Source organism: Stenotrophomonas maltophilia (assembly GCF_047497515.2).
Taxonomy (GTDB): domain Bacteria; phylum Pseudomonadota; class Gammaproteobacteria; order Xanthomonadales; family Xanthomonadaceae; genus Stenotrophomonas.
Genome location: NZ_JAXAXL020000014.1, coordinates 24,032 through 43,170, shown reverse-complemented (window position 1 = coordinate 43,170; position 19,139 = coordinate 24,032). Strand labels below are relative to the sequence as shown.

At 67.6% G+C, this 19,139-nt stretch carries 19 protein-coding genes; 9 read left to right on the top strand and 10 right to left on the bottom strand.

The window, feature by feature from the left end; all coding sequences use genetic code 11:
- Positions 1-28 precede the first annotated feature (28 nt).
- The 3 genes from ACMZPQ_RS17280 (at position 29) to ACMZPQ_RS17270 (ending at position 4,321) form a co-directional block, all read left to right on the top strand.
- Positions 29-3,178, top strand: coding sequence for a multidrug efflux RND transporter permease subunit (locus tag ACMZPQ_RS17280; protein WP_197580889.1), 3,150 nt, complete (start codon positions 29-31; stop codon positions 3,176-3,178).
- A complete protein-coding gene (locus ACMZPQ_RS17275; RefSeq protein WP_197580890.1) occupies positions 3,159-3,551 on the top strand; it encodes a nuclear transport factor 2 family protein in 393 nt (130 codons plus the stop codon). Before ACMZPQ_RS17280 ends, ACMZPQ_RS17275 begins: the two co-directional genes overlap by 20 nt.
- Before the next feature lie 83 nt (positions 3,552-3,634).
- Complete coding sequence (locus ACMZPQ_RS17270) at positions 3,635-4,321, top strand: MliC family protein (RefSeq protein WP_197580891.1); 687 nt, start codon at positions 3,635-3,637, stop codon at positions 4,319-4,321.
- A 50-nt stretch (positions 4,322-4,371) separates the two neighbouring features.
- On the opposite strand, the gene ACMZPQ_RS17265 is transcribed toward ACMZPQ_RS17270, so the two are convergent.
- The 6 genes from ACMZPQ_RS17265 to ACMZPQ_RS17240 all read right to left on the bottom strand — a co-directional run bounded on the left by ACMZPQ_RS17265 (position 4,372) and on the right by ACMZPQ_RS17240 (position 8,460).
- Positions 4,372-4,899 (bottom strand): hypothetical protein, encoded by a 528-nt coding sequence (locus ACMZPQ_RS17265; protein WP_197580892.1) that lies wholly within the window; start codon positions 4,897-4,899, stop codon positions 4,372-4,374.
- Positions 4,889-5,455 carry an elongation factor P-like protein YeiP gene (gene yeiP / locus ACMZPQ_RS17260; RefSeq protein WP_005409468.1) on the bottom strand — a complete coding sequence of 189 codons (567 nt, stop codon included), beginning with the start codon at positions 5,453-5,455 and terminating at the stop codon, positions 4,889-4,891. Before yeiP ends, ACMZPQ_RS17265 begins: the two co-directional genes overlap by 11 nt.
- A gap of 48 nt (positions 5,456-5,503) precedes the next feature.
- Positions 5,504-6,274, bottom strand: coding sequence for an SDR family NAD(P)-dependent oxidoreductase (locus tag ACMZPQ_RS17255; protein ID WP_197581812.1), 771 nt, complete (start codon positions 6,272-6,274; stop codon positions 5,504-5,506).
- Positions 6,275-6,374: 100 nt separating this feature from the next.
- Entirely contained in the window at positions 6,375-7,271 is an 897-nt protein-coding gene (locus tag ACMZPQ_RS17250; RefSeq protein ID WP_008268685.1) for a hydroxymethylglutaryl-CoA lyase, read from the bottom strand.
- Positions 7,268-7,669 (bottom strand): VOC family protein, encoded by a 402-nt coding sequence (locus ACMZPQ_RS17245; RefSeq protein ID WP_197581810.1) that lies wholly within the window; start codon positions 7,667-7,669, stop codon positions 7,268-7,270. The genes ACMZPQ_RS17250 and ACMZPQ_RS17245 overlap by 4 nt, the downstream gene beginning before the upstream one ends.
- A gap of 2 nt (positions 7,670-7,671) precedes the next feature.
- The gene (locus tag ACMZPQ_RS17240; protein WP_049457462.1) at positions 7,672-8,460 is read right to left on the bottom strand and encodes an enoyl-CoA hydratase/isomerase family protein; all 789 of its coding nucleotides are present in this window, start codon (positions 8,458-8,460) and stop codon (positions 7,672-7,674) included.
- A gap of 119 nt (positions 8,461-8,579) precedes the next feature.
- On the opposite strand from ACMZPQ_RS17240, the gene ACMZPQ_RS17235 reads away from it, so the two are divergent.
- Genes ACMZPQ_RS17235 through ACMZPQ_RS17225 form a run of 3 tightly spaced genes read left to right on the top strand, consistent with a single transcriptional unit; the run spans position 8,580 to position 10,941 of the window.
- A complete protein-coding gene (locus ACMZPQ_RS17235; RefSeq protein ID WP_197581808.1) occupies positions 8,580-8,834 on the top strand; it encodes a FeoA family protein in 255 nt (84 codons plus the stop codon).
- Positions 8,831-10,696, top strand: a complete 1,866-nt coding sequence (feoB, locus tag ACMZPQ_RS17230; protein WP_197581806.1) for a FeoB small GTPase domain-containing protein — start codon at positions 8,831-8,833, stop codon at positions 10,694-10,696. The genes ACMZPQ_RS17235 and feoB overlap by 4 nt, the downstream gene beginning before the upstream one ends.
- Positions 10,696-10,941, top strand: coding sequence for a DUF6587 family protein (locus tag ACMZPQ_RS17225; RefSeq protein ID WP_197581804.1), 246 nt, complete (start codon positions 10,696-10,698; stop codon positions 10,939-10,941). The genes feoB and ACMZPQ_RS17225 overlap by 1 nt, the downstream gene beginning before the upstream one ends.
- 177 nt (positions 10,942-11,118) lie before the next feature.
- Here ACMZPQ_RS17225 and ACMZPQ_RS17220 read toward each other — a convergent pair whose 3' ends face one another.
- From ACMZPQ_RS17220 to ACMZPQ_RS17205, 4 genes are all read right to left on the bottom strand, one after another.
- On the bottom strand, positions 11,119-11,580 hold the full coding sequence (locus ACMZPQ_RS17220; RefSeq protein ID WP_197581803.1) for a DUF4304 domain-containing protein: 462 nt from the start codon (positions 11,578-11,580) through the stop codon (positions 11,119-11,121).
- Positions 11,581-11,697: 117 nt separating this feature from the next.
- Positions 11,698-12,279: an NAD(P)H-dependent oxidoreductase gene (locus ACMZPQ_RS17215; RefSeq protein WP_197581801.1), complete on the bottom strand. Its 582-nt coding sequence runs from the start codon at positions 12,277-12,279 to the stop codon at positions 11,698-11,700.
- 55 nt (positions 12,280-12,334) lie between these two features.
- Positions 12,335-12,730: a MerR family transcriptional regulator gene (locus tag ACMZPQ_RS17210; RefSeq protein WP_197581799.1), complete on the bottom strand. Its 396-nt coding sequence runs from the start codon at positions 12,728-12,730 to the stop codon at positions 12,335-12,337.
- A gap of 4 nt (positions 12,731-12,734) precedes the next feature.
- Positions 12,735-13,529 (bottom strand): 3-oxoacyl-ACP reductase, encoded by a 795-nt coding sequence (locus tag ACMZPQ_RS17205; protein WP_414485953.1) that lies wholly within the window; start codon positions 13,527-13,529, stop codon positions 12,735-12,737.
- A gap of 57 nt (positions 13,530-13,586) precedes the next feature.
- On the opposite strand from ACMZPQ_RS17205, the gene dapB reads away from it, so the two are divergent.
- The 3 genes from dapB to carB all read left to right on the top strand — a co-directional run bounded on the left by dapB (position 13,587) and on the right by carB (position 19,136).
- Positions 13,587-14,306 carry a 4-hydroxy-tetrahydrodipicolinate reductase gene (dapB, locus tag ACMZPQ_RS17200; protein WP_197581797.1) on the top strand — a complete coding sequence of 240 codons (720 nt, stop codon included), beginning with the start codon at positions 13,587-13,589 and terminating at the stop codon, positions 14,304-14,306.
- A 309-nt stretch (positions 14,307-14,615) separates the two neighbouring features.
- Entirely contained in the window at positions 14,616-15,743 is a 1,128-nt protein-coding gene (gene carA / locus ACMZPQ_RS17195; protein ID WP_197581795.1) for a glutamine-hydrolyzing carbamoyl-phosphate synthase small subunit, read from the top strand.
- 150 nt (positions 15,744-15,893) lie between these two features.
- Positions 15,894-19,136 (top strand): carbamoyl-phosphate synthase large subunit, encoded by a 3,243-nt coding sequence (gene carB, locus ACMZPQ_RS17190; protein ID WP_049444856.1) that lies wholly within the window; start codon positions 15,894-15,896, stop codon positions 19,134-19,136.
- Positions 19,137-19,139: the final 3 nt, after the last annotated feature.

Below are 19,139 nucleotides of genomic sequence, written 5' to 3'. Positions count from 1 at the left end.
CGGGCCAGTCTCTCCAGGGAAATCCAACATGGCACGTTTCTTCATTGATCGCCCGGTGTTCGCCTGGGTGCTGGCGATCTTCATCATCCTGGCTGGCGTACTGGCGATTCCGCGCCTGGCCGTGGAGCGCTATCCGGCCGTCGCGCCGCCCAGCGTCAGCATCTATGCCAGCTACCCGGGTGCCAGCCCGCAGACGCTGAACGACGCGGTGGTCGGCCTGATCGAGCGCGAGCTGTCCAGCGTCAAGCACCTGCTGTATTTCGAATCGTCGGTGGACACCTCCGGCGAGGCGTCCATCACCGCTACCTTCAAGCCGGGGACCAACCCGGAGCTGGCGCAGGTGGACGTGCAGAACCGGATCAAGGCGATCGAGCCGCGCCTGCCGCGCAGCGTGCGCCAGAACGGCCTGTTCGTGGAAGCGGCCGATTCCGGCTTCCTGATGCTGGTCGGCCTGCGTTCGCCGGATGCCAGTGTGAGCGAGGCGGCGCTGGGTGACTTCATGGCGCGCAACATCATCGAAGAGCTGCGCCGCATCGATGGCGTCGGCCGCGTGCAGTTGTTCGGTGCCGAGCAGGCGATGCGGGTGTGGCTGGACCCGACCCGGTTGACCGGCTATGGCCTGACCATGGGCGATGTGGCCGCGGCGATCGAGCAGCAGAACCTGGAGATCTCGCCGGGCCGCATCGGTGATTCGCCAGGTGTTCCCGGCCAGCGCATCACCGTGCCGCTGAGCGCCGATGGCCAGTTGTCCACGCCGGAGCAGTTCGCCGCCATCGTGCTGCGTGCCGGCGCCGACGGTTCACGGGTGGTACTGGGTGATGTCGCCCGCGTAGAGCTGGGTGCGCAGAGCTATGCCTGGGGCACGCGGGAGGACGGCCACCCGGCGACGGCGGCCGGCGTGCAGCTGCGCCCGGGCGCGAATGCAGTGCGAACCGCCGCCGCAGTGCGCGAGCGCATGGCCGAACTGGCGCCGCTGTTGCCGCGTGGCGTGGAGTCGAGCATTCCGTTCGACACCGCACCGTTCGTCAAGATCTCGATCCAGAAGGTGGTGCAGACGCTGCTGGAGGCGATGCTGCTGGTGTTCGCGGTGATGTACCTGTTCCTGCAGAACTGGCGCTACACCCTGATTCCGGCGCTGGTCGCCCCGATCGCGCTGCTCGGCACCTTCGCGGTGATGCTGGCGCTGGGCTTCTCGATCAACGTGCTGACCATGTTCGGGATGGTGCTGGCGATCGGCATCATCGTCGACGATGCGATCGTGGTGGTCGAGGGCGTGGAGCGGATCATGGCCGAGGAAGGCCTGCCACCGCGCGAGGCCACCATCAAGGCGATGCGCGAGCTGACCGGTGCGGTGATCGGCATCACCCTGGTGCTGACCGCGGTGTTCATCCCGATGGCGCTGGCCAGTGGATCGGTAGGCGCGATCTACCGCCAGTTCACCGTGGCGATGGCGGTGTCGATCCTGTTCTCGGCGCTGCTGGCACTGAGCCTCACCCCAGCGTTGTGCGCGACCCTGCTGCGCCCGAACAGCCATGGCCATCACGGTCGTGGCGGGCTGTTCGGCGCCTTCAATCGTGGCTTCGAGAGGATGACCGGGCATTACCAGCGTGGCGTGGCCTCGGTGCTGCAGCGGAGCGGGCGGGTGATGGGCGTGTTCGCCGCGCTGGTGGCCGCGTTGCTGCTGGGCCTGCACTGGCTGCCGGGCGCGTTCCTGCCGGAAGAGGACCAGGGCTACTTCATGACCTCGATCCAGCTGCCGGCGGAAGCCACGGCCGAGCGCACCCTGGCGGTGGTCGAAGCCTACGAACGGCACGTGGCGTCGCGCCCGGGCATCGGCTCCAACCAGTCGATCCTGGGCTACAGCTTCTCCGGTTCGGGCCCGAGCGCAGCGCTGACCTACACCATGCTGAAGGACTGGGGCGAGCGCGCCGGGGCCACCGCAGCGGGTGAGGTGGCGGCGGCGCAGAAGGCGATGGCGGCCATCGCCGAGGGCGAGGTGATGAGCGTGATGCCACCGGCAATCGACAGCCTGGGGCGTTCGTCCGGCTTCTCGCTGGCCCTGCAGGCGCGCACCGGGCAGAGCCAGGCCGAGTTGCGTGCGGCCCTGCAGCAGCTGTTGAAACGGGCCGAGGCCAGCCCGCTGCTGTCGGAGGTGCATGCCGATGGCCTGCCGGCCGGCACCAGCGTGCGGCTGGACATCGACCGCGCCAAGGCCGAGGCGATGGGCGTGGGCTTCGAGCACATCAGCAGCACGCTGTCGGCGGCGATGGGCTCGCAGTACGTCAACGACTTCCCCAACAAGGGCCGGTTGCAGCAGGTGATCCTGCAGGCCGACGCGCCGCACCGGATGGAACTGGAGGACGTGCTGAAGCTGTACGTGCGCAACAGCGAAGGCGGCATGGTGGCGCTGTCCGAACTGGTCACGCCGCACTGGACCGAAGCGCCGCTGCAGTTGCAGCGCTATCTCGGCTTCCCGGCCCTGAACCTGTCGGGCGCGCCAGCGTCCGGCGTGTCGACGGGGCAGGCGATGGCGGAGATGGAGCGGTTGGCGCAGCAACTGCCGTCCGGGTTCGCACTGCAGTGGACCAGCCAGTCGCTGCAGGAGCGTGAGTCGGGCGCGCAGGCGCCATGGCTGCTGCTGTTGTCGATGCTGGTGGTGTTCCTGGTACTGGCGGCGCTGTACGAGAGCTGGTCGATCCCGTTGGCGGTGATGCTGGTGGTGCCGCTGGGCCTGCTCGGTGCGGTCGCGGCGGTGCTGCTGCGTGGCATGCCCAACGATGTGTTCTTCAAGGTCGGTATGATCACGGTGATTGGGTTGTCGGCGAAGAACGCGATCCTCATCGTCGAGTTCGCGCGGCAGCTGCAGCAGCAGGGACGCGGCCTGGCCGAGGCAGCGCTTGAGGCGGCGCGGTTGCGCCTGCGGCCGATCCTGATGACGTCGCTCGCGTTCGCGCTGGGCGTTGTGCCGCTGATGCTGGCGCAGGGCGCGTCGAAGGAAACCCAGCAGGCGATCGGCACCGGGGTGTTCGGTGGCATGGTCAGTGCGACCGTGCTGGCGGTGTTTTTCGTGCCCGTCTTCTATGTAGTGGTGCAGGGTGCGCGGCAGTGGTCCGCGCAACGCCTGCGCAGGCGCCGGCCGATGCCGGAAGGATCCGTGGATGGAACGGAACATCGTTGAAGACCTGCATGAGGTGCAGCTGGCGGCGCTGGAACAGCGCCTGTGCCAGGCGTTGCTGGCGGACGACCATGAAGCGCTGACTGCGCTGGTGTCGCCTGCGCTGTTCATGATGGATGGCAACGGCGGACGCATGCTGGATCTGCCCTGGCTGGGTGATTGGCTGGCGGGAAACCTGCAGGTGCGGGCCCTGCAGCTGCAGGCAGTGGAAACGCTGCTGTGCGGTCGCCTGGCATTGCTGTCCAGCGAAGTGCGGCTGGAGGTGCGCCGGCAGGACCGTGAGCACGAATTGAAACTGCGGCTGCTGCGTGTATGGACCTGTAGTTCCGGCGCGGCGGGCGCCCAGCTGCTGTCGATGGCGGTGCTGGCCGCGTAAGCGCGGTCAGGCCGCTTTCAGGCCCCGCTCACCGTCTGGTGGTAGGGTCGAACCTCTCTGTAGTGCCGACAAGGAGTCGAGCCATGCGTGTAATTCCTGGTCTGTTGGCCGCTTCCCTCGGCGTGGTCCTGGCCGCCTGCCAGCCGGCCCCGTCTCCTGCTGCGGGCGGCAACGCTGCCACACCGGCCACCCCGCAGCCGAGCGACGCTACCGGCGGTGGCAGCGAAACCACCTACCTGTGTGGCGACCTGAGCGTGCGCGCCACGTTCAACGGCGAGGATGCGGCCACGGTGGTGATCGGCGATCGCACCTTCGCGATGACCTCCGAGCGTGCCGCCTCGGGTGCGAAGTACGGTGATGGCAAGGGCAACAGCTTCTGGACCAAGGGCAGCGATGATGGCCTGCTCAGCCTGAAGGGCGAGGCGGACCGCGAGTGCCATGCGGTGGCGGCGACGGAAGGCGATGGCAGTGCCGGTGCGGCTGCGTTCCGAGCCACCGGCAACGAACCCGGCTGGCTGGCGGTGGTCGACGGCGATGCGCCGGGCCTGCAGGTCGAGGTCGATTATGGTGAGCGCCGTTTCGATGTGGCCACGCCGACCGAGGGTGCAGACGGCTGGAGCGGCAAGGCGTCCGATGGCACCGACGTCAAGCTCAGTTTCCAGCGCACCACCTGCCAGGACGACATGAGCGGCGAAGCCTTCGAGGCCAAGGCGATGCTGACCGTGGGCACGCGCCAGTACCACGGCTGCGGCAATTTCGGCGCGAAGTAGGGCGCGGTTCCGAGGATCGGTAGCGCCGGGCCCTGCCTGGCGTTGTTTGCTCAACCCTCGCAGGGCGTGAGGTCCAGCTCGAACACCAGGTCGTAACGGCCGTTGATCGCGATCAGCGCGTTGCGGATCGCGCAGTCGCCGCGATGCCGTGCGACCAGATCGGTGAAGATCTTCTCGCGGCCCTCGCAGTACTCGGCATTGGCCGCTTCCAGCTCACGGCGGCGTTCGTCGTCGTACGGCTCTTCGCCGGCGAAGTGCTGGCACGTGTTTTCGCGCGCGAGGAAGGCCTGCACATCGGCTGGCATCGTGCAGTAGATGCGCACATCCTCGACGTCATAGACGTCGGCAGGAACCGGGCAGCCGGCGGCGGCGCGCGCCTGGTCCAGTGTCTCGTCGCCGCTGGGCAAGGCGGTAGGGGGTTCCGGCCCGGCGATGGCCTCTGCCATTGCGGGCGGTGCCTTTACCGGTTCGGCCGGCAGGGTTTCCGGTGCGATGCCGGCAGCGCGGTCCGCTGCCTGCGGCGAACACGCCGCAAGCAGGGACAGGCAACCGATCAGCGCAAGGGGCTTAGTCGGCACGGCCGGCGAACTCGCCGGTGGCGGTGTTCACCAGCACGCGTTCGCCATTGACGATGTACTCCGGCACCATGATCTCGATGCCGGTGTTGAGCTTGGCCGGCTTCGGGCGCTTGGTGGCGGTGCCGCCCTTCAGTTCCGGCGGGGTCTCGATCACTTCCAGCACCACCGAGGCCGGCAGCTGGATCGCCACCGGCTGCTCGTCGATGACCTGCACGTAGATGCCGGTCAGGCCATCGGTGATGTAGCCGGCGTCGTCGCCGATCACGTCTGCGTCCAGGGTGTACGGGGTGTAGTCCTCGTCATCGAGGAACACGAACGCATCGCCATCCTTGTACGAATAGGTGGACTGGCGGCGCAGCAGCTCAACCTCGACCAGGTTGTCGTCGGCATCGAAGCTGGCATCGAGCTTGTTGCCGCCCGGCACGCTGTACATGATGAAACGGAAGCGGACGTTGCCGCCGCGACCCTGCGGCGAGCTGCGCTCGATGTCGCGGATCTGGTACACGCCGTTGTTGTACTCGACGACGTTGCCCTTCTTGATGTCGTTGGCTTTCATGGTGATCTAGGTGGTTGGGGGAGGGCGCCGTCCCGGCGCCCGGGGGAATCACTTCGGAGCGAGGCGGGTAGCGCCGTCCAGGCGGATGGTCTCGCCGTTGAGGTAGGTATTGCCAAGGATGAAGCCGACCAGGCTGGCGAAGTCTTCCGGCTTGCCCAGGCGCGACGGGAACGGGATCGAGGCGGCCAGCGACTGCTGCACCACCTCGGGCATGCCATCGACCATCGGCGTCCAGAACACGCCCGGGGCGATGGTGTTGACGCGGATGCCGAAGCGCGACAGTTCGCGCGCCATCGGCAGCGTCATCGAGACCACGCCGCCCTTGCTGGCGGCATACGCGGCCTGGCCGATCTGGCCTTCATAGGCGGCGATGCTGGCGGTGTTGATGATCACGCCGCGCTCGCCGTCGATGCCGGCTTCGTTGTGCTGCATGCGGTTGGCTGCGGCCTTGGCCACGTTGAAGCTGCCGACCAGGTTGACCATCACCGTGCCCTGGAAGCCGGCCAGCGGCATCGGGCCCTCTTTGCCCAGCACGCGGCCTGCGCCGAGGATGCCGGCACAGTTCATCGCCACGTTCAGGCCGCCAAGGAAATCGTGGGCCTGGTCGATGGCTGCCGAGACGGCCGCCTCATCGCTGACGTTGACGTTGAAATAGCGGGCGTTGTCGGCCCCCAGTTCGCCAACAGCGGCTGCGCCCTTGTCGTCGTTGAGGTCGAACAGGGCCACCTTGCCGCCCTGGGCGACGAGGTGCTGGGCCACGGCCAGGCCGAGGCCGGAGACGCCGCCAGTGATCACGGCACGTACGGAAGACAGCTGCATTGAACGGTCCTGCAGGTTCGAGAACCGCCGATTCTAACGGAAGCCGCGAGCGGCGCCGTTGTGCACTGCGCCGCCTTTGCGGGGCGGCGCAGCATCGCGGTCAGCCGGCGGCTGCCAGAGCTTGTCCGGTACGGCTGGCGGTGGCGCGACCGAGCAGGCCGGCCAGCCAGCGGCCGGTCTCGGCCAGTGCCGGCAGGTCCACGCCGCTGTCCAGGCCCAGGCCCTGCAGCAGGTAGACCACATCCTCGCTGGCGACGTTGCCGCTGGCGCCCTTCGCATACGGGCAGCCACCGGCGCCCGACACCGCGCTGTCGACCACGCGTACGCCTTCTTCCAGGCAGGTGGCGATGTTGGCAATGGCCTGGCCGTAGGTGTCGTGGAAGTGCACGGCCAGCGCCGCCATCGGAATCTCGGCGGCGACCGCCTGCAGCATCGCCCGTGCCTTGCGCGGGGTGCCGACGCCGATGGTGTCGCCCAGCGAGATTTCGTAGCAGCCCATCTGGTGCAGGGCACGGGCCACGCGGACCACGTCGGCCAGTGGCACCTCGCCCTGGTAGGGGCAGCCGAGCACGGTGGACACATAGCCGCGCACACGCACGCCATCGGCGGCGGCGCGCCGCAGGATCGGCTCGAAACGGGCCAGCGACTCGTCGATGCCGGCATTGGTGTTGGTACGGTTGAACGCCTCGGAGGCGGCGGTGAACACCGCCACTTCCTCCACGCCCACCGCGCGGGCACGGTCGTAGCCCTGCTCGTTCGGTACCAGTACGGGATAGTGGATGCCGGGCCTGCGCTGGATGCCGGCATAGACCTCGGCGGCATCGGCCAGCTGCGGGATCCACTTCGGGCTGACAAAGCTGGTCGCCTCGATGCTGCGCAGGCCGGTGGCTGACAGGCGGTTGATCAGTTCGATCTTGTCGGCGGTGGATACCGACTGCTTTTCGTTCTGCAGGCCGTCACGCGGGCCGACCTCGACGATGCGGACGTAGTCGCTCATGCCTGGGCCTCGGTGGCCGGGCGATGGCAGACCGCTTCGATGTTGTTGCCGTCCGGGTCGAGCACGAAGGCGCCGTAGTAGTCCGGGTGGTACCACGGGCGCAGGCCGGGGGCGCCGTTGTCGCGGCCGCCGGCGGCGAGGGCGGCGGCATGGAAGGCGTCCACCTGCGCGCGGCTGGCGCAGGCGAAGGCCACGTGCACGCCGTGGCTTGCGGTGCCGCCATTGCCGAGCCAGAAGAACGGCTTGCCGTCGCTACCGAAGCCGACATGGTCGTGGGCGCCGGTCTGTTCGGCGGTGACTTCCATCACCACGCCGATCTGCAGCGGCGCCAGCGCGTGAAGGAAAAAGGCCTTGCTGCGCGCCAGGTCGGCGCTGGTCAAACCAAAATGATCGAGCATGTTCAGGCTTCCGTGACCCAATGGGGCGCGCGCTTGTCGAGGAACGCGCCCAGGCCTTCCTGGCCCTCGGCGGAGACCCGCAGGCGCGCGATCAGCGCGGCATTATCCCGATCCAGCGCGTCGCGATCATGGCTGTCGCGGACCTGCCGGACCAGTTGCTTGGCGGTGGACGAGGCGATCGGGCCGGCCTTGTCGAGCAGGGCCAGCTGGCGTTCCAGTGCCTCGTCCAGGCGCTCGGGCTCGACCAGCTGGTGCACCAGGCCGATGCGCAGGGCGGTGTCGGCGTCGAAGTGCTCGCCCGTGGCGAACCAGCGCCGAGCCTGGCGTGGGCCGATGGCCTCGATCACATAGGGCGAGATCACCGCCGGCAGCAGGCCGAGGCGGCTTTCGGTCAGGCCGAAGCGGGCCGAGGTGCTGGCGATGGCGATGTCGCAGCAGGCGACCAGGCCGACACCGCCGCCGAAGGCGGCGCCGTGGACCCGGGCCAGGGTCGGCTTGGGCAGCTCGTCCAGGGTGCGCATCAGCCGTGCCAGCGCCAGCGAATCCTCGCGGTTGTCGGCCTCGCTGGCCGCGGCCATGCCGCGCATCCACTGCATGTCGGCCCCGGCCGAGAAGGAGGCGCCGTGGCCGGCCACCACCACCGCGCGGACCGCATCATCGCGGCCGGCGGCTTCCAGCGCGGCGGTCAGCCGCGCGATCAGGCTGGCGTCAAAGGCGTTGTGCAGCTCCGGGCGGTTCAGCCAGAGGGTGAGGACGGCGCCGCGGCGCTCGATCTGCAAAGCATCGTTCATGGGATTCCAGGGTCACTCCATACCTGTATGGATCATAGCGGGCCATTGGTCATGGGCCATGACGCGACGCGGGAATGTTAGAATCGAGAACCATTTACATCCAGCAGAGATTACGCTAGATGACGCTGTCCGAACTGCCGCTGCACATCTCGGCCGTGGTCGAGTCCGTGCAGGACCTGCATGCCAACGATGCGATCGCCCGTCGCCTGCGCGAACTGGGCTTCGTCAAGGGCGAGGAAGTGCGCCTGGTGGCCAAGGGCCCGGTAGGCGGGGAGCCGCTGCTGGTGCAGGTCGGGTTCACCCGGTTCGCGCTGCGGATCAGTGAAGCCAAGCGCGTCGTGGTTGACGCGGCCAGCCAGGAACGACGTGCATGACCCCTACCGTCTCTACCGCTCCCCTGCGCGTTGCGCTGGTCGGTAACCCGAACAGTGGCAAGACCGCGCTGTTCAACCAGCTGACCGGCAGCCGGCAGAAGGTCGCCAACTACACCGGCGTCACCGTCGAGCGCAAGGAAGGCCGCCTGCGCGCGCCCTCCGGCCGTGAATTCGCCGTACTCGACCTGCCGGGTGCCTACAGCCTGCAGCCGGCCAGCCTGGACGAGGCGATCACCCGTGACCTGTGCCGTGGCTTCTACCCAGGCGAGGCCGCGCCGGACGTGCTGCTGTGCGTGATCGATGCCACCAACCTGCGCCTGCACCTGCGCTTCGCGCTGGAACTGCGCGAGCTGGGCAAGCCGATGGTGGTGGCGCTGAACATGGTCGATGCCGCCCAGCGCCGCGGCATCCAGGTGGACGTGGCTGCGCTGGAGCGCGAGCTGGGCGTGCCGGTGGTGGAAACCGTGGCAGTACGCAAGCAGGGCGCCAAGGCGCTGGTCGAGCGCCTCGATGCGATGGTGCCGCACCTGGATGCGCCGGTACCGGGCCCGGAAGGCGGCATCGACTACCACGCCAAGGTGCGCCAGATCCTGTCGGTGGCCGTGCGCATGCCGGCACGTACCGCCAAGATCGACGACGCGCTGGACCGCTGGCTGCTGCACCCGGTGTTCGGCCTGGTCAGCCTGGCGGTGGTGATGTTCCTGATTTTCCAGGCGGTCTACGCCTGGGCAACGCCGCTGATGGATGCCATCGAGGCCGGCTTCGCCTGGCTCGGCGCGTTCGTCGGCAGCGTGCTGCCGGAAGGGCCGCTGGCCAGCCTGCTGACCGACGGCATCATCGCCGGCGTCGGCGGTGTGGTGGTGTTCCTGCCGCAGATCCTGATCCTGTTCTTCTTCATCCTGGTGCTGGAAGAGTCCGGCTACCTGCCGCGTGCGGCCTTCCTGCTCGACCGCATGATGGCGGCCGCCGGCCTGTCCGGCCGCTCGTTCATCCCGCTGCTGTCCAGCTTCGCCTGTGCGGTGCCGGGCATCATGTCCACCCGCAGCATCCAGGACCCGCGCGACCGGCTGGCCACGATCCTGGTGGCGCCGCTGATGACCTGCTCGGCGCGCCTGCCGGTGTACGCGCTGCTGATTGGTGCCTTCATCCCGCAGAAGACGGTGTGGGGCGTGTTCAACCAGCAGGGCCTGGTCCTGTTCGGCCTGTACGCGGCGGGCATCCTCAGTGCGCTGGCGATGTCGTGGATCATGAAGAAGTGGCGCCGCGACAAGAGCGAGCATCCGCTGATGCTGGAGCTGCCGTCGTACCGCCTGCCGCATGTGCGCGACCTGGCCGTGGGCCTGTACGAGCGCGGCATGATCTTCCTCAAGCGCGTCGGCGGCATCATCCTGGCGCTGACCATCCTGCTGTGGGTGTTGCTGTCGTTCCCGGCGGCGCCGGTGGGCGCCACGATGCCGGCCATCGATTACAGCTACGCCGGCCAGATCGGTCATGCGATGGCGGTGTTCTTCGCGCCGCTGGGCTTCAACTGGCAGATCTGCATTGCGCTGATCCCGGGCCTGGCCGCGCGTGAAGTGGCGGTGTCCTCGCTGGCCACGGTGTACGCGCTGTCGGCGGCCGATGACGATGCCGCCAGCCAGGCGCTGACCCCGCTGATCAGCGACGGCTGGTCGCTGGCCACCGCGTTGTCGCTGCTGGTCTGGTACATCTACGCACCGATGTGCATCTCGACGCTGGCCACCATCAAGCGCGAGACCAATTCGTGGAAGACGATGGCCTTTTCGGCGTTCTACCTGTTCGCCGCGGCCTACGTGGCGGCGCTGATCACCTACCAGGTGACCCGGGCGCTGGGAGGCGGCTGATGGACAGCGGATTGCTGCTGCAATACCTGATCATCGCGGTGGCCGTGCTGGTCAGCGCCTGGGTGGTGTTGAAGAAGCAGTTCCCCGGCACCGTGCGCAGGGTGCGCGGCGCACTGGCGCTGGCCCTGTTGAAGCCGGGGCGCGCCGCCTGGCTGCAGGGGCTGGGGCGGAAGATCGCGCCGCCGGCGACGGGCGGCAGTGGCGCATGTGGCGGCTGCGACAGCTGCGGGCCAACCAAGAAGTAGCGTCGGGCTTGCTCGACGGCTGCGGCCTGATGGGTGCGAACCTCGGTTCGCAAGCTTCGCGCCTGGTGGGTGCGAACCTTGGTTCGCACGCTTCTGCGGGGTTCATCCACGCATGGCGTGGATCTACTGATCGCCCTCATCCACGCATGGCGTGGATCTACCGAACGTCGGCCGGGTTCAGACCTCCTTGCGGATGAGGGCGCGGAAGCTTCCATCCCGGTTCAATCGACGCACTGACTCGCGGTTTCCATGGACTGCCGCAAAGCCCGCCACATCGGCAAGGGCACCGAGCAGCAGGCCTTTCAGCGCATCACGATCGCCGGCCTCCAGCAGATCATCCAGGTCCTGCTGGATGAAGGCCCGGCGCAGGCCGGGCGTTTCTTCGATCCGCCAGTCGACATGCGGCGTGGGAATGCTGGAGCGGTACCTGAACGCAGTTTCCAGGTCGCAAGGTGCAAGGGGGTGCTCAAGCAGCTCTGGGAAGTAGAGGCCGGCATTCACATAGAATCCCCGGTGTTCGCTGGCACGTTGGTGATTGACGACAAGCAGGACGCCCTCCAGCAGCCGATAGCGGGTGGTGGTGGTCCCGGCAAAGCCTGTCTTCCTTGCACATCTGCTGAAGACTGTCGCGGATTTCATGGGGCCCGCCTGGGCTGGAGGAAGGGCCCACAGCCTTGTCGCGCCATGCGCGAGGGTCAATTGGCAAACGCGACACCCGGAAGGTGGGCCGGCAGTTCATCCACGCATGGCGTGGATCTACCTGGCGCGGGACCCCAGCTCCGCCGCCAGCGCCAGCCACCGGCCGCGCTGGGCCGGTGTGCTGCTGCGTACCGCGCCCAGCCGGCTGACGCGCACCGGGCGGATGCCGCAGAATTCCAGGATGGTCGCGCGGATCTGCACGATGCCGGGGTCGCGGTAGATCCAGCGGTAGTACCAGGGCGGCGTATCCAGCGTGGTGATCACGCGCGCGCTGCGACCGGCCAGCAGCCGGTCCCACCACACCGAATCGCGCCGGTAGCGGAAGGCGTACCCCGGCAGCAGCACGCGGTCGAAGAAGCCCTTCAGCAGGGCCGGCATCGCGCCCCACCAGGTGGGATAGACCAGCACCAGGTGATCGCAGGCCTCGATCGCATCCGCCGCGTCCTGCAGGTCGGCTTCCAGCGGCTGGACCTGCCGGTAACCATGCCGCAGTACCGGATCGAACTCGAGTTCACCCAGGGCGATCAGGCGTACCCGGTGGCCGGCATTTTCGGCGGCGGTGGCATAGCGTTGGGCGAGGGCGCCGCACAGGCTCTCACGGTCGGGATGGCCGAGCAGGATCAGGATGGAACGGGACACGGCAACCTCGGGCAATGGAAAGTGCGCGAGGGTGCGGCCTGCCCCAGGGGCAGAGTCAAACGCGGGCGGAGCAGCCGGTGGGTTGCAGGACGCAGTCGCCACTGCCGGAGAGCAGCCACTGCCGTAGTTCATCGCTGACCTGCTGCAGGGCGACGTCGACCTGTTCCAGTCGTACCCGCTCGCTGGCAATGCGGCTGCGCTGCTGCTCAAGCAAGGCCAGTACCGCCGGCCAGTCGAGCCGCCCATCCCCGCCCTGCAGGCGCGAGATCGCGGCCAGGGTGATGCCCAGCCCCAATGCCTGGCGGATCAGTTGCACCCAGGCCACGTCGTGTTCGCTGTAATCGCGATAGCGGTTCACGCGCGGCACCGGTGGCAGCAGCCCGCGGGCTTCGTACAGGCGAATGGCCTTGGCGCTGGCGCCTGTCAGGCGGCTGACCTCGGAGATGCGCATCGGCTCAGTCCCGCACCAGCCCGCCATCGACCACCAGGTTCTGGCCGGTCACCGCGCGCGACCAGGGGCTGGCGAAGAACAGCGCCGCATCGGCGAACTCGGCCGGAGTAGTGACGCTGCGCAGCGGGGTGTTGGCGGCGATGTAATCGAACACCGCCTCGGGCGTGGCGGCGCTGGCGTCGGTGGTGCGCAGCAGCCCGCCGGACAGCATGTTCACCGTGATCCCGTGCGGGCCGAGATCGCCGGCCAGGGTGCGGGTCAGCGACAGCAGCGCAGCCTTGGCCGCGGTGTAGTCGTGGTAGGGCACCACCGGGTTCTGGAACAGGTTGGTGCCGATGTTGATCACCCGGCCGAAGCGGCGCGCCTGCATGCCGGGCAGGGCGGCCTGCACGGTGTTCAGTGCGCCACGCACGCTGCCTTCGAACTGCGCCTGGAACGCTGGCCAGCCGATGTCGGCGGCGCTGTCGCGGGCATCGCCATTGAACGAGAAGGCGGCCAGCGCGTTGTTGACCACGGTGGTGACGCCTTGGCCGAAGTGGGCCAGGGCATGCTGCAGCATCGCATCGACCTGGCCGCGATCGGTGATGTCTGCCGGCAGTGCGATGGCCTGTCCGCCCAACTCGGCGGCCAGTGCACGTGCAGCGCCCTCGCTGCGGCGGTAGTTGATGATGACCCGCGCGCCGTGCGCAGCGAAGGCACGGGCGATGTGCTGGCCCAGGCCACGGCCGGCACCGGTGACCAGCACCAGTTGTTCGCTGATCTGCATGAGGAAGCTGCCATCCATTGCATGAAAGGGCATGCAGCGTAGCAGCGATGGCGCTTGCCGGAGCGGGCATGCAGCCGCTAGCCTGCGGGCATGAACCAGACACCTCTGCGATTGCTCATTCACGGCGCTTCCGGGCGCATGGGCCAGGCCCTGCTGCGGCTGGCCGCCGAACATCCCGATACCCTGCAGATCGTGGCTGCGGTTACCGGCCGTGCGCCGGCCCAGCGCGTGGTCGACGGCGTGCCGTTCTTCGCGGCCAGCGAACTGCCCGGTGCGCCGGTGTTCGAAGTGGCGATCGACTTCAGCCTGCCGGACGGCTTCGACCCGATGCTGGCGCTGTGCGTGGAGCGCGGCGCGGGACTGGTCTCGGGCACAACGGGTATCTCCAGCTCCCAGCGCCAGGCGCTGGAGGCCGCGGCGGCGAAGATCCCGCTGGTCTGGGCCTCCAACTTCAGCCTGGGCGTGGCGGTGCTGGACGAGCTGGTCGAGCGTGCGGCACAGGCGCTGGCCGGTTGGGACTGCGACATCGTCGAATCCCACCATACGCAGAAGAAGGACGCCCCGTCGGGGACCGCACTGACCCTGGGTGCCGCCGCACAGCGGGGCGGGGCAGAACCGCACTACGCCAGCCTGCGTGCCGGCGATATCGTCGGTGAGCATCTGGTGCAGTTCACCGGCCTCGGCGAGCGTATCGAGCTGGTGCACCGCGCCACCAACCGCGACATTTTTGCCCGCGGCGCGCTGTTCGCCGCCCGCCAGCTGCGCGGCCGGGCGGCCGGCAGCTACCGCGTACGCGATCTGCTGCAATAGAGCGGCTAGAGCCGGCCGCTGGCCGGCTGCCTCGGGTGGCTGAGGCCATTGGAATTGCCGGCCAGCGGCCGGCACTACCAGGCGGTGAGCCACGCATACGCCGCCGGATTGAAATGAATGCGCAATCGCCTGTTCATGAACAGCGATAACCGCTGGCGCGAGCGCCCCGGCAGCGCTACAATTCGCACTCGCCGAATCACGAAAGCCGGACCGGTCCCAGACCGTACGTCCGCGCTTTTTTGCAACCGGATTTCCGTGAAGCGCAGGCGTGACTTCGGCAGCCCCCTCGGTAGCCAAAGTGAGATTCCCGTGACCCAAGCCGCAATCCTCGTCCTCGAAGACGGCACCGTATTCGAGGGCGAATCCGTAGGCGCGCCCGGCCTGTCCGTCGGTGAGGTGGTGTTCAACACCGCCATGACCGGCTACCAGGAAGTGTTGACCGACCCGTCCTACGCCCGGCAGATGGTCACGCTGACCTATCCGCATATCGGCAATGCCGGCATGACCGACCAGGACAATGAAGCGTCCAAGGTGTGGTCGGCCGGCCTGATCGTGCGCGACGTACCGCGCCGCCCCAGCAACTGGCGCAGCCAGGTGTCGCTGCAGGACTGGCTGATCCAGCGTGGCGTGGTCGCCATCGCCGGCATCGACACCCGCAAGCTGACCCGCATCCTGCGCGAGAAGGGCGCGCAGAACGGTGCGCTGATGGCCGGCGACATCGACGTGGAAAAGGCACTGGAAGCCGCCCGCAAGTTCCCGGGCCTGAAGGGCATGGATCTGGCCAAGGTCGTCACTACCGAGAAGACCTACACCTGGACCGAGGGCCAGCTGGACCTGGATGCCAATGCCTTCGTCAGCGTGCCGGCGAAGTTCAAGGTCGTGGCCTACGACTTCGGCGTGAAGACCAACATCCTGCGCATGCTGGCCGAGCGCGGCTGCGAAGTGACGGTGGTGCCGGCACAGACCCCGGCCGCCGAAGTGCTGGCGCTGAAGCCGGACGGCGTGTTCCTGTCCAATGGCCCGGGTGACCCGGAACCGTGCGACTACGCCATCGAAGCGATCAAGACCTTCATCGACGTGAAGATCCCGACCTTCGGCATCTGCCTGGGCCACCAGCTGCTGGGCCTGGCCTCGGGCGCCAAGACCATGAAGATGGGCCACGGCCACCACGGCGCCAACCACCCGGTGCAGGACCTGGACAACGGCCGGGTGATGATCACCTCGCAGAACCACGGTTTCGCGGTCGATGAATCGACCCTGCCGGCGACCCTGCGCGTGACCCACCGTTCGCTGTTCGACGGTACCAACCAGGGCATCGCCCGTACCGACGTGCCGGCGTTCTCGTTCCAGGGCCACCCGGAAGCGTCGCCCGGCCCGACCGATGTCGGCCCGCTGTTCGACCGTTTCGTGGTGCTGATGGAGCAGGCCAAGGCGTGATCAGTACGCCGCCGGCCCCCCCGGTGGCGTCGCGATGGACCGTAAGCCCCCGCATCGCTGCTGCCGCTGGCGCGGCGCTGCGGATCAAGATTCCTGATCGACAGCGTGCGATCACCCCCCTTGTCACGCTGTACTGACTTAGAGAAGAAAATGCCCAAGCGCACTGACCTCAAGACCATCCTCATCATCGGTGCTGGCCCGATCGTCATCGGCCAGGCCTGCGAGTTCGACTACTCCGGTGCCCAGGCCTGCAAGGCCCTGCGCGACGAGGGTTACCGCGTGGTGCTGGTCAACAGCAACCCGGCCACGATCATGACCGACCCGGAGATGGCCGACGCCGTCTACATCGAGCCGATCAACTGGCAGACGGTCGAGAAGATCATCGCCAAGGAAAAGCCGGATGCACTGCTGCCGACCATGGGTGGTCAGACCGCGCTGAACTGCGCGCTGGACCTGGCCGACCACGGCGTGCTGGAGAAGTACAACGTCGAACTGATCGGTGCCAAGCGCGAAGCGATCCGCATGGCCGAAGACCGCGAGCTGTTCCGCGTAGCCATGGGTGAGATCGGCCTGGAATGCCCGACCGCTGCCGTCGCCCACACCCTGGACGAAGCGCTGGAGATCCAGACGCGCGTCGGTTACCCGACCATCATCCGCCCCAGCTTCACCCTGGGCGGCAGCGGTGGCGGCATCGCCTACAACCGCGAAGAGCTGGTCGAGATCGTCAGCCGCGGCCTGGAGCTGTCGCCGACCACCGAAGTACTGGTGGAAGAGTCGGTGCTGGGCTGGAAGGAATTCGAGATGGAAGTGGTCCGCGATACCGCGGACAACTGCATCATCGTCTGCTCGATCGAGAACCTGGACCCGATGGGCGTGCACACCGGTGACTCGATCACCGTGGCCCCTGCACAGACCCTGACCGACAAGGAATACCAGCGCCTGCGCGATGCCTCCATCGCCGTGCTGCGCAAGATCGGCGTCGATACCGGTGGCTCGAACGTGCAGTTCGGCATCAACCCGAAGACCGGCCGCGTGGTCGTCATCGAGATGAACCCGCGCGTGTCGCGTTCCTCGGCGCTGGCTTCCAAGGCCACCGGCTTCCCGATCGCCAAGGTCGCGGCCAAGCTGGCCGTGGGATACACCCTGGACGAACTGAAGAACGAGATCACCGGCGGCCTGACCCCGGCCTCGTTCGAGCCGTCGATCGATTACGTTGTCACCAAGATCCCGCGCTTTGCTTTCGAGAAGTTCCCGGCCGCCGACGCCCGCCTGACCACCCAGATGAAGTCGGTGGGCGAGGTGATGGCGATGGGCCGTACCTTCCAGGAGTCGGTGCAGAAGGCGCTGCGTGGCCTGGAAACCGGCAAGGTCGGCTTCGACCCGACCGGCCTGGACCTGAGCAACGAAGAAGACCTGCAGACCCTGCGCCGCGAGCTGAAGGCCCCGGGCCCGGAGCGCCTGTTCTTCGTCGCCGATGCGTTCCGCGCCGGCATGAGCGTGGAAGAGATCTACGCACTGTCGTTCATCGATCACTGGTTCCTGGACCAGATCGAGGAAATCATCGCTGCCGAAGCTGACGTCGCTGCCGGTGGCATCGACGCGCTGGACGCTGCACGCCTGCGCAAGCTGAAGCGCGCAGGCTTCTCCGACGCACGCCTGGCGCAGCTGACCGGCACCAACGAAGCCGCCATCCGCGCGCTGCGTCGTGCGCACAAGGTGCGCCCGGTCTACAAGCGCGTGGACTCCTGTGCCGGTGAATTCTCCACCGGTACCGCCTACCTGTACTCGACCTACGAGGACGAGTGCGAGGCTGCGCCGAGCAACCGCGACAAGATCATGATCCTGGGCGGTGGCCCGAACCGCATCGGCCAGGGCATCGAGTTCGACTACTGCTGCGTGCACGCGGCACTCGCGCTGCGCGAGGATGGCTATGAAACCATCATGGTCAACTGCAACCCGGAAACCGTGTCGACCGACTACGACACCTCCGACCGCCTGTACTTCGAACCGCTGACCCTGGAAGACGTGCTGGAAATCGTCGAACTGGAACAGCCGAAGGGCGTGATCGTGCAGTACGGCGGCCAGACCCCGCTGAAGCTGGCGCGCGCGCTGGAAGCCAACGGCGTGCCGGTGATCGGCACCAGCCCGGACTCGATCGACCTGGCCGAAGACCGCGAGCGCTTCCAGCAGCTGGTCGACAAGCTGGGCCTGAAGCAGCCGCCGAACCGCATCGCCCGCAACGACCAGGAAGCCCTGCTGCTGGCCCGCGAGATCGGCTACCCGCTGGTGGTGCGCCCGAGCTACGTGCTGGGCGGCCGTGCGATGGAGATCGTCTACGGCGAAGCCGACCTGGCCCGCTACGTGCGCGACGCGGTGAAGGTGTCCAACGATTCGCCGGTGCTGCTGGACCGCTTCCTCGACAACGCCGTCGAGTGCGACGTCGACATCATTGCCGATGCGCAGGGCAACGTCCTGATCGGCGGCGTGATGGAGCACATCGAAGAAGCCGGCGTGCACTCGGGCGATTCCTCGTGCTCGCTGCCGCCTTACTCGCTGTCGGCTGAAACCCAGGCCGAGCTGCGCCGCCAGGTGGTGGAACTGGCCAAGGCCCTGAACGTGGTCGGCCTGATGAACACCCAGTTCGCGATCCAGACCAGCGATGAAGGTGCCGACACCATCTACCTGCTGGAAGTGAACCCGCGTGCCTCGCGCACCGTGCCGTTCGTGTCCAAGGCCACCGGCATGCCGCTGGCCAAGATCGCCGCCCGCTGCATGGCCGGCAAGACGCTGGCCGAGCAGGGCGCGACCAAGGAAATCGTGCCGGACTACTACTCGGTGAAGGAAGCGATCTTCCCGTTCGCCAAGTTCCAGGGCGTCGACCCGATCCTTGGGCCGGAAATGCGCTCCACCGGTGAAGTGATGGGCGTGGGCCGCACCTTCAACGCCGCCTTCGCGCGTGCGCAGGAAGCCGGTGGCATCAAGGCGCCGCCGGTCGGCAAGGCCTTCGTTTCGGTCCGCGATCCGGACAAGAAGCGCGTGCTGCCGGTGGCCAAGGCGCTGCTGGCGCGTGGCTACAGCCTGGTCGCCACCCGTGGCACCGCCGCATGGCTGCAGCAGCACGGCATGGACTGCGAGATCATCAACAAGGTGGTCGAAGGCCGTCCGCACATCGTCGACTCGATCAAGAACGGTGAGATCGTCTACATCGTCAACACGACTGAAGGTCGTTCGGCGATCAACGACTCGTTCTCGATCCGTCGCGAGGCGCTGCAGCACCGCGTCACCTACTCGACCACCATTGCCGGCGCCAAGGCGCTGGTGGATTCACTGGAATTCCGCGGCACCGGCCCCGTCTGGTCGCTGCAGGAGCTGCACAAGGAGTTGAATGCATGAGAG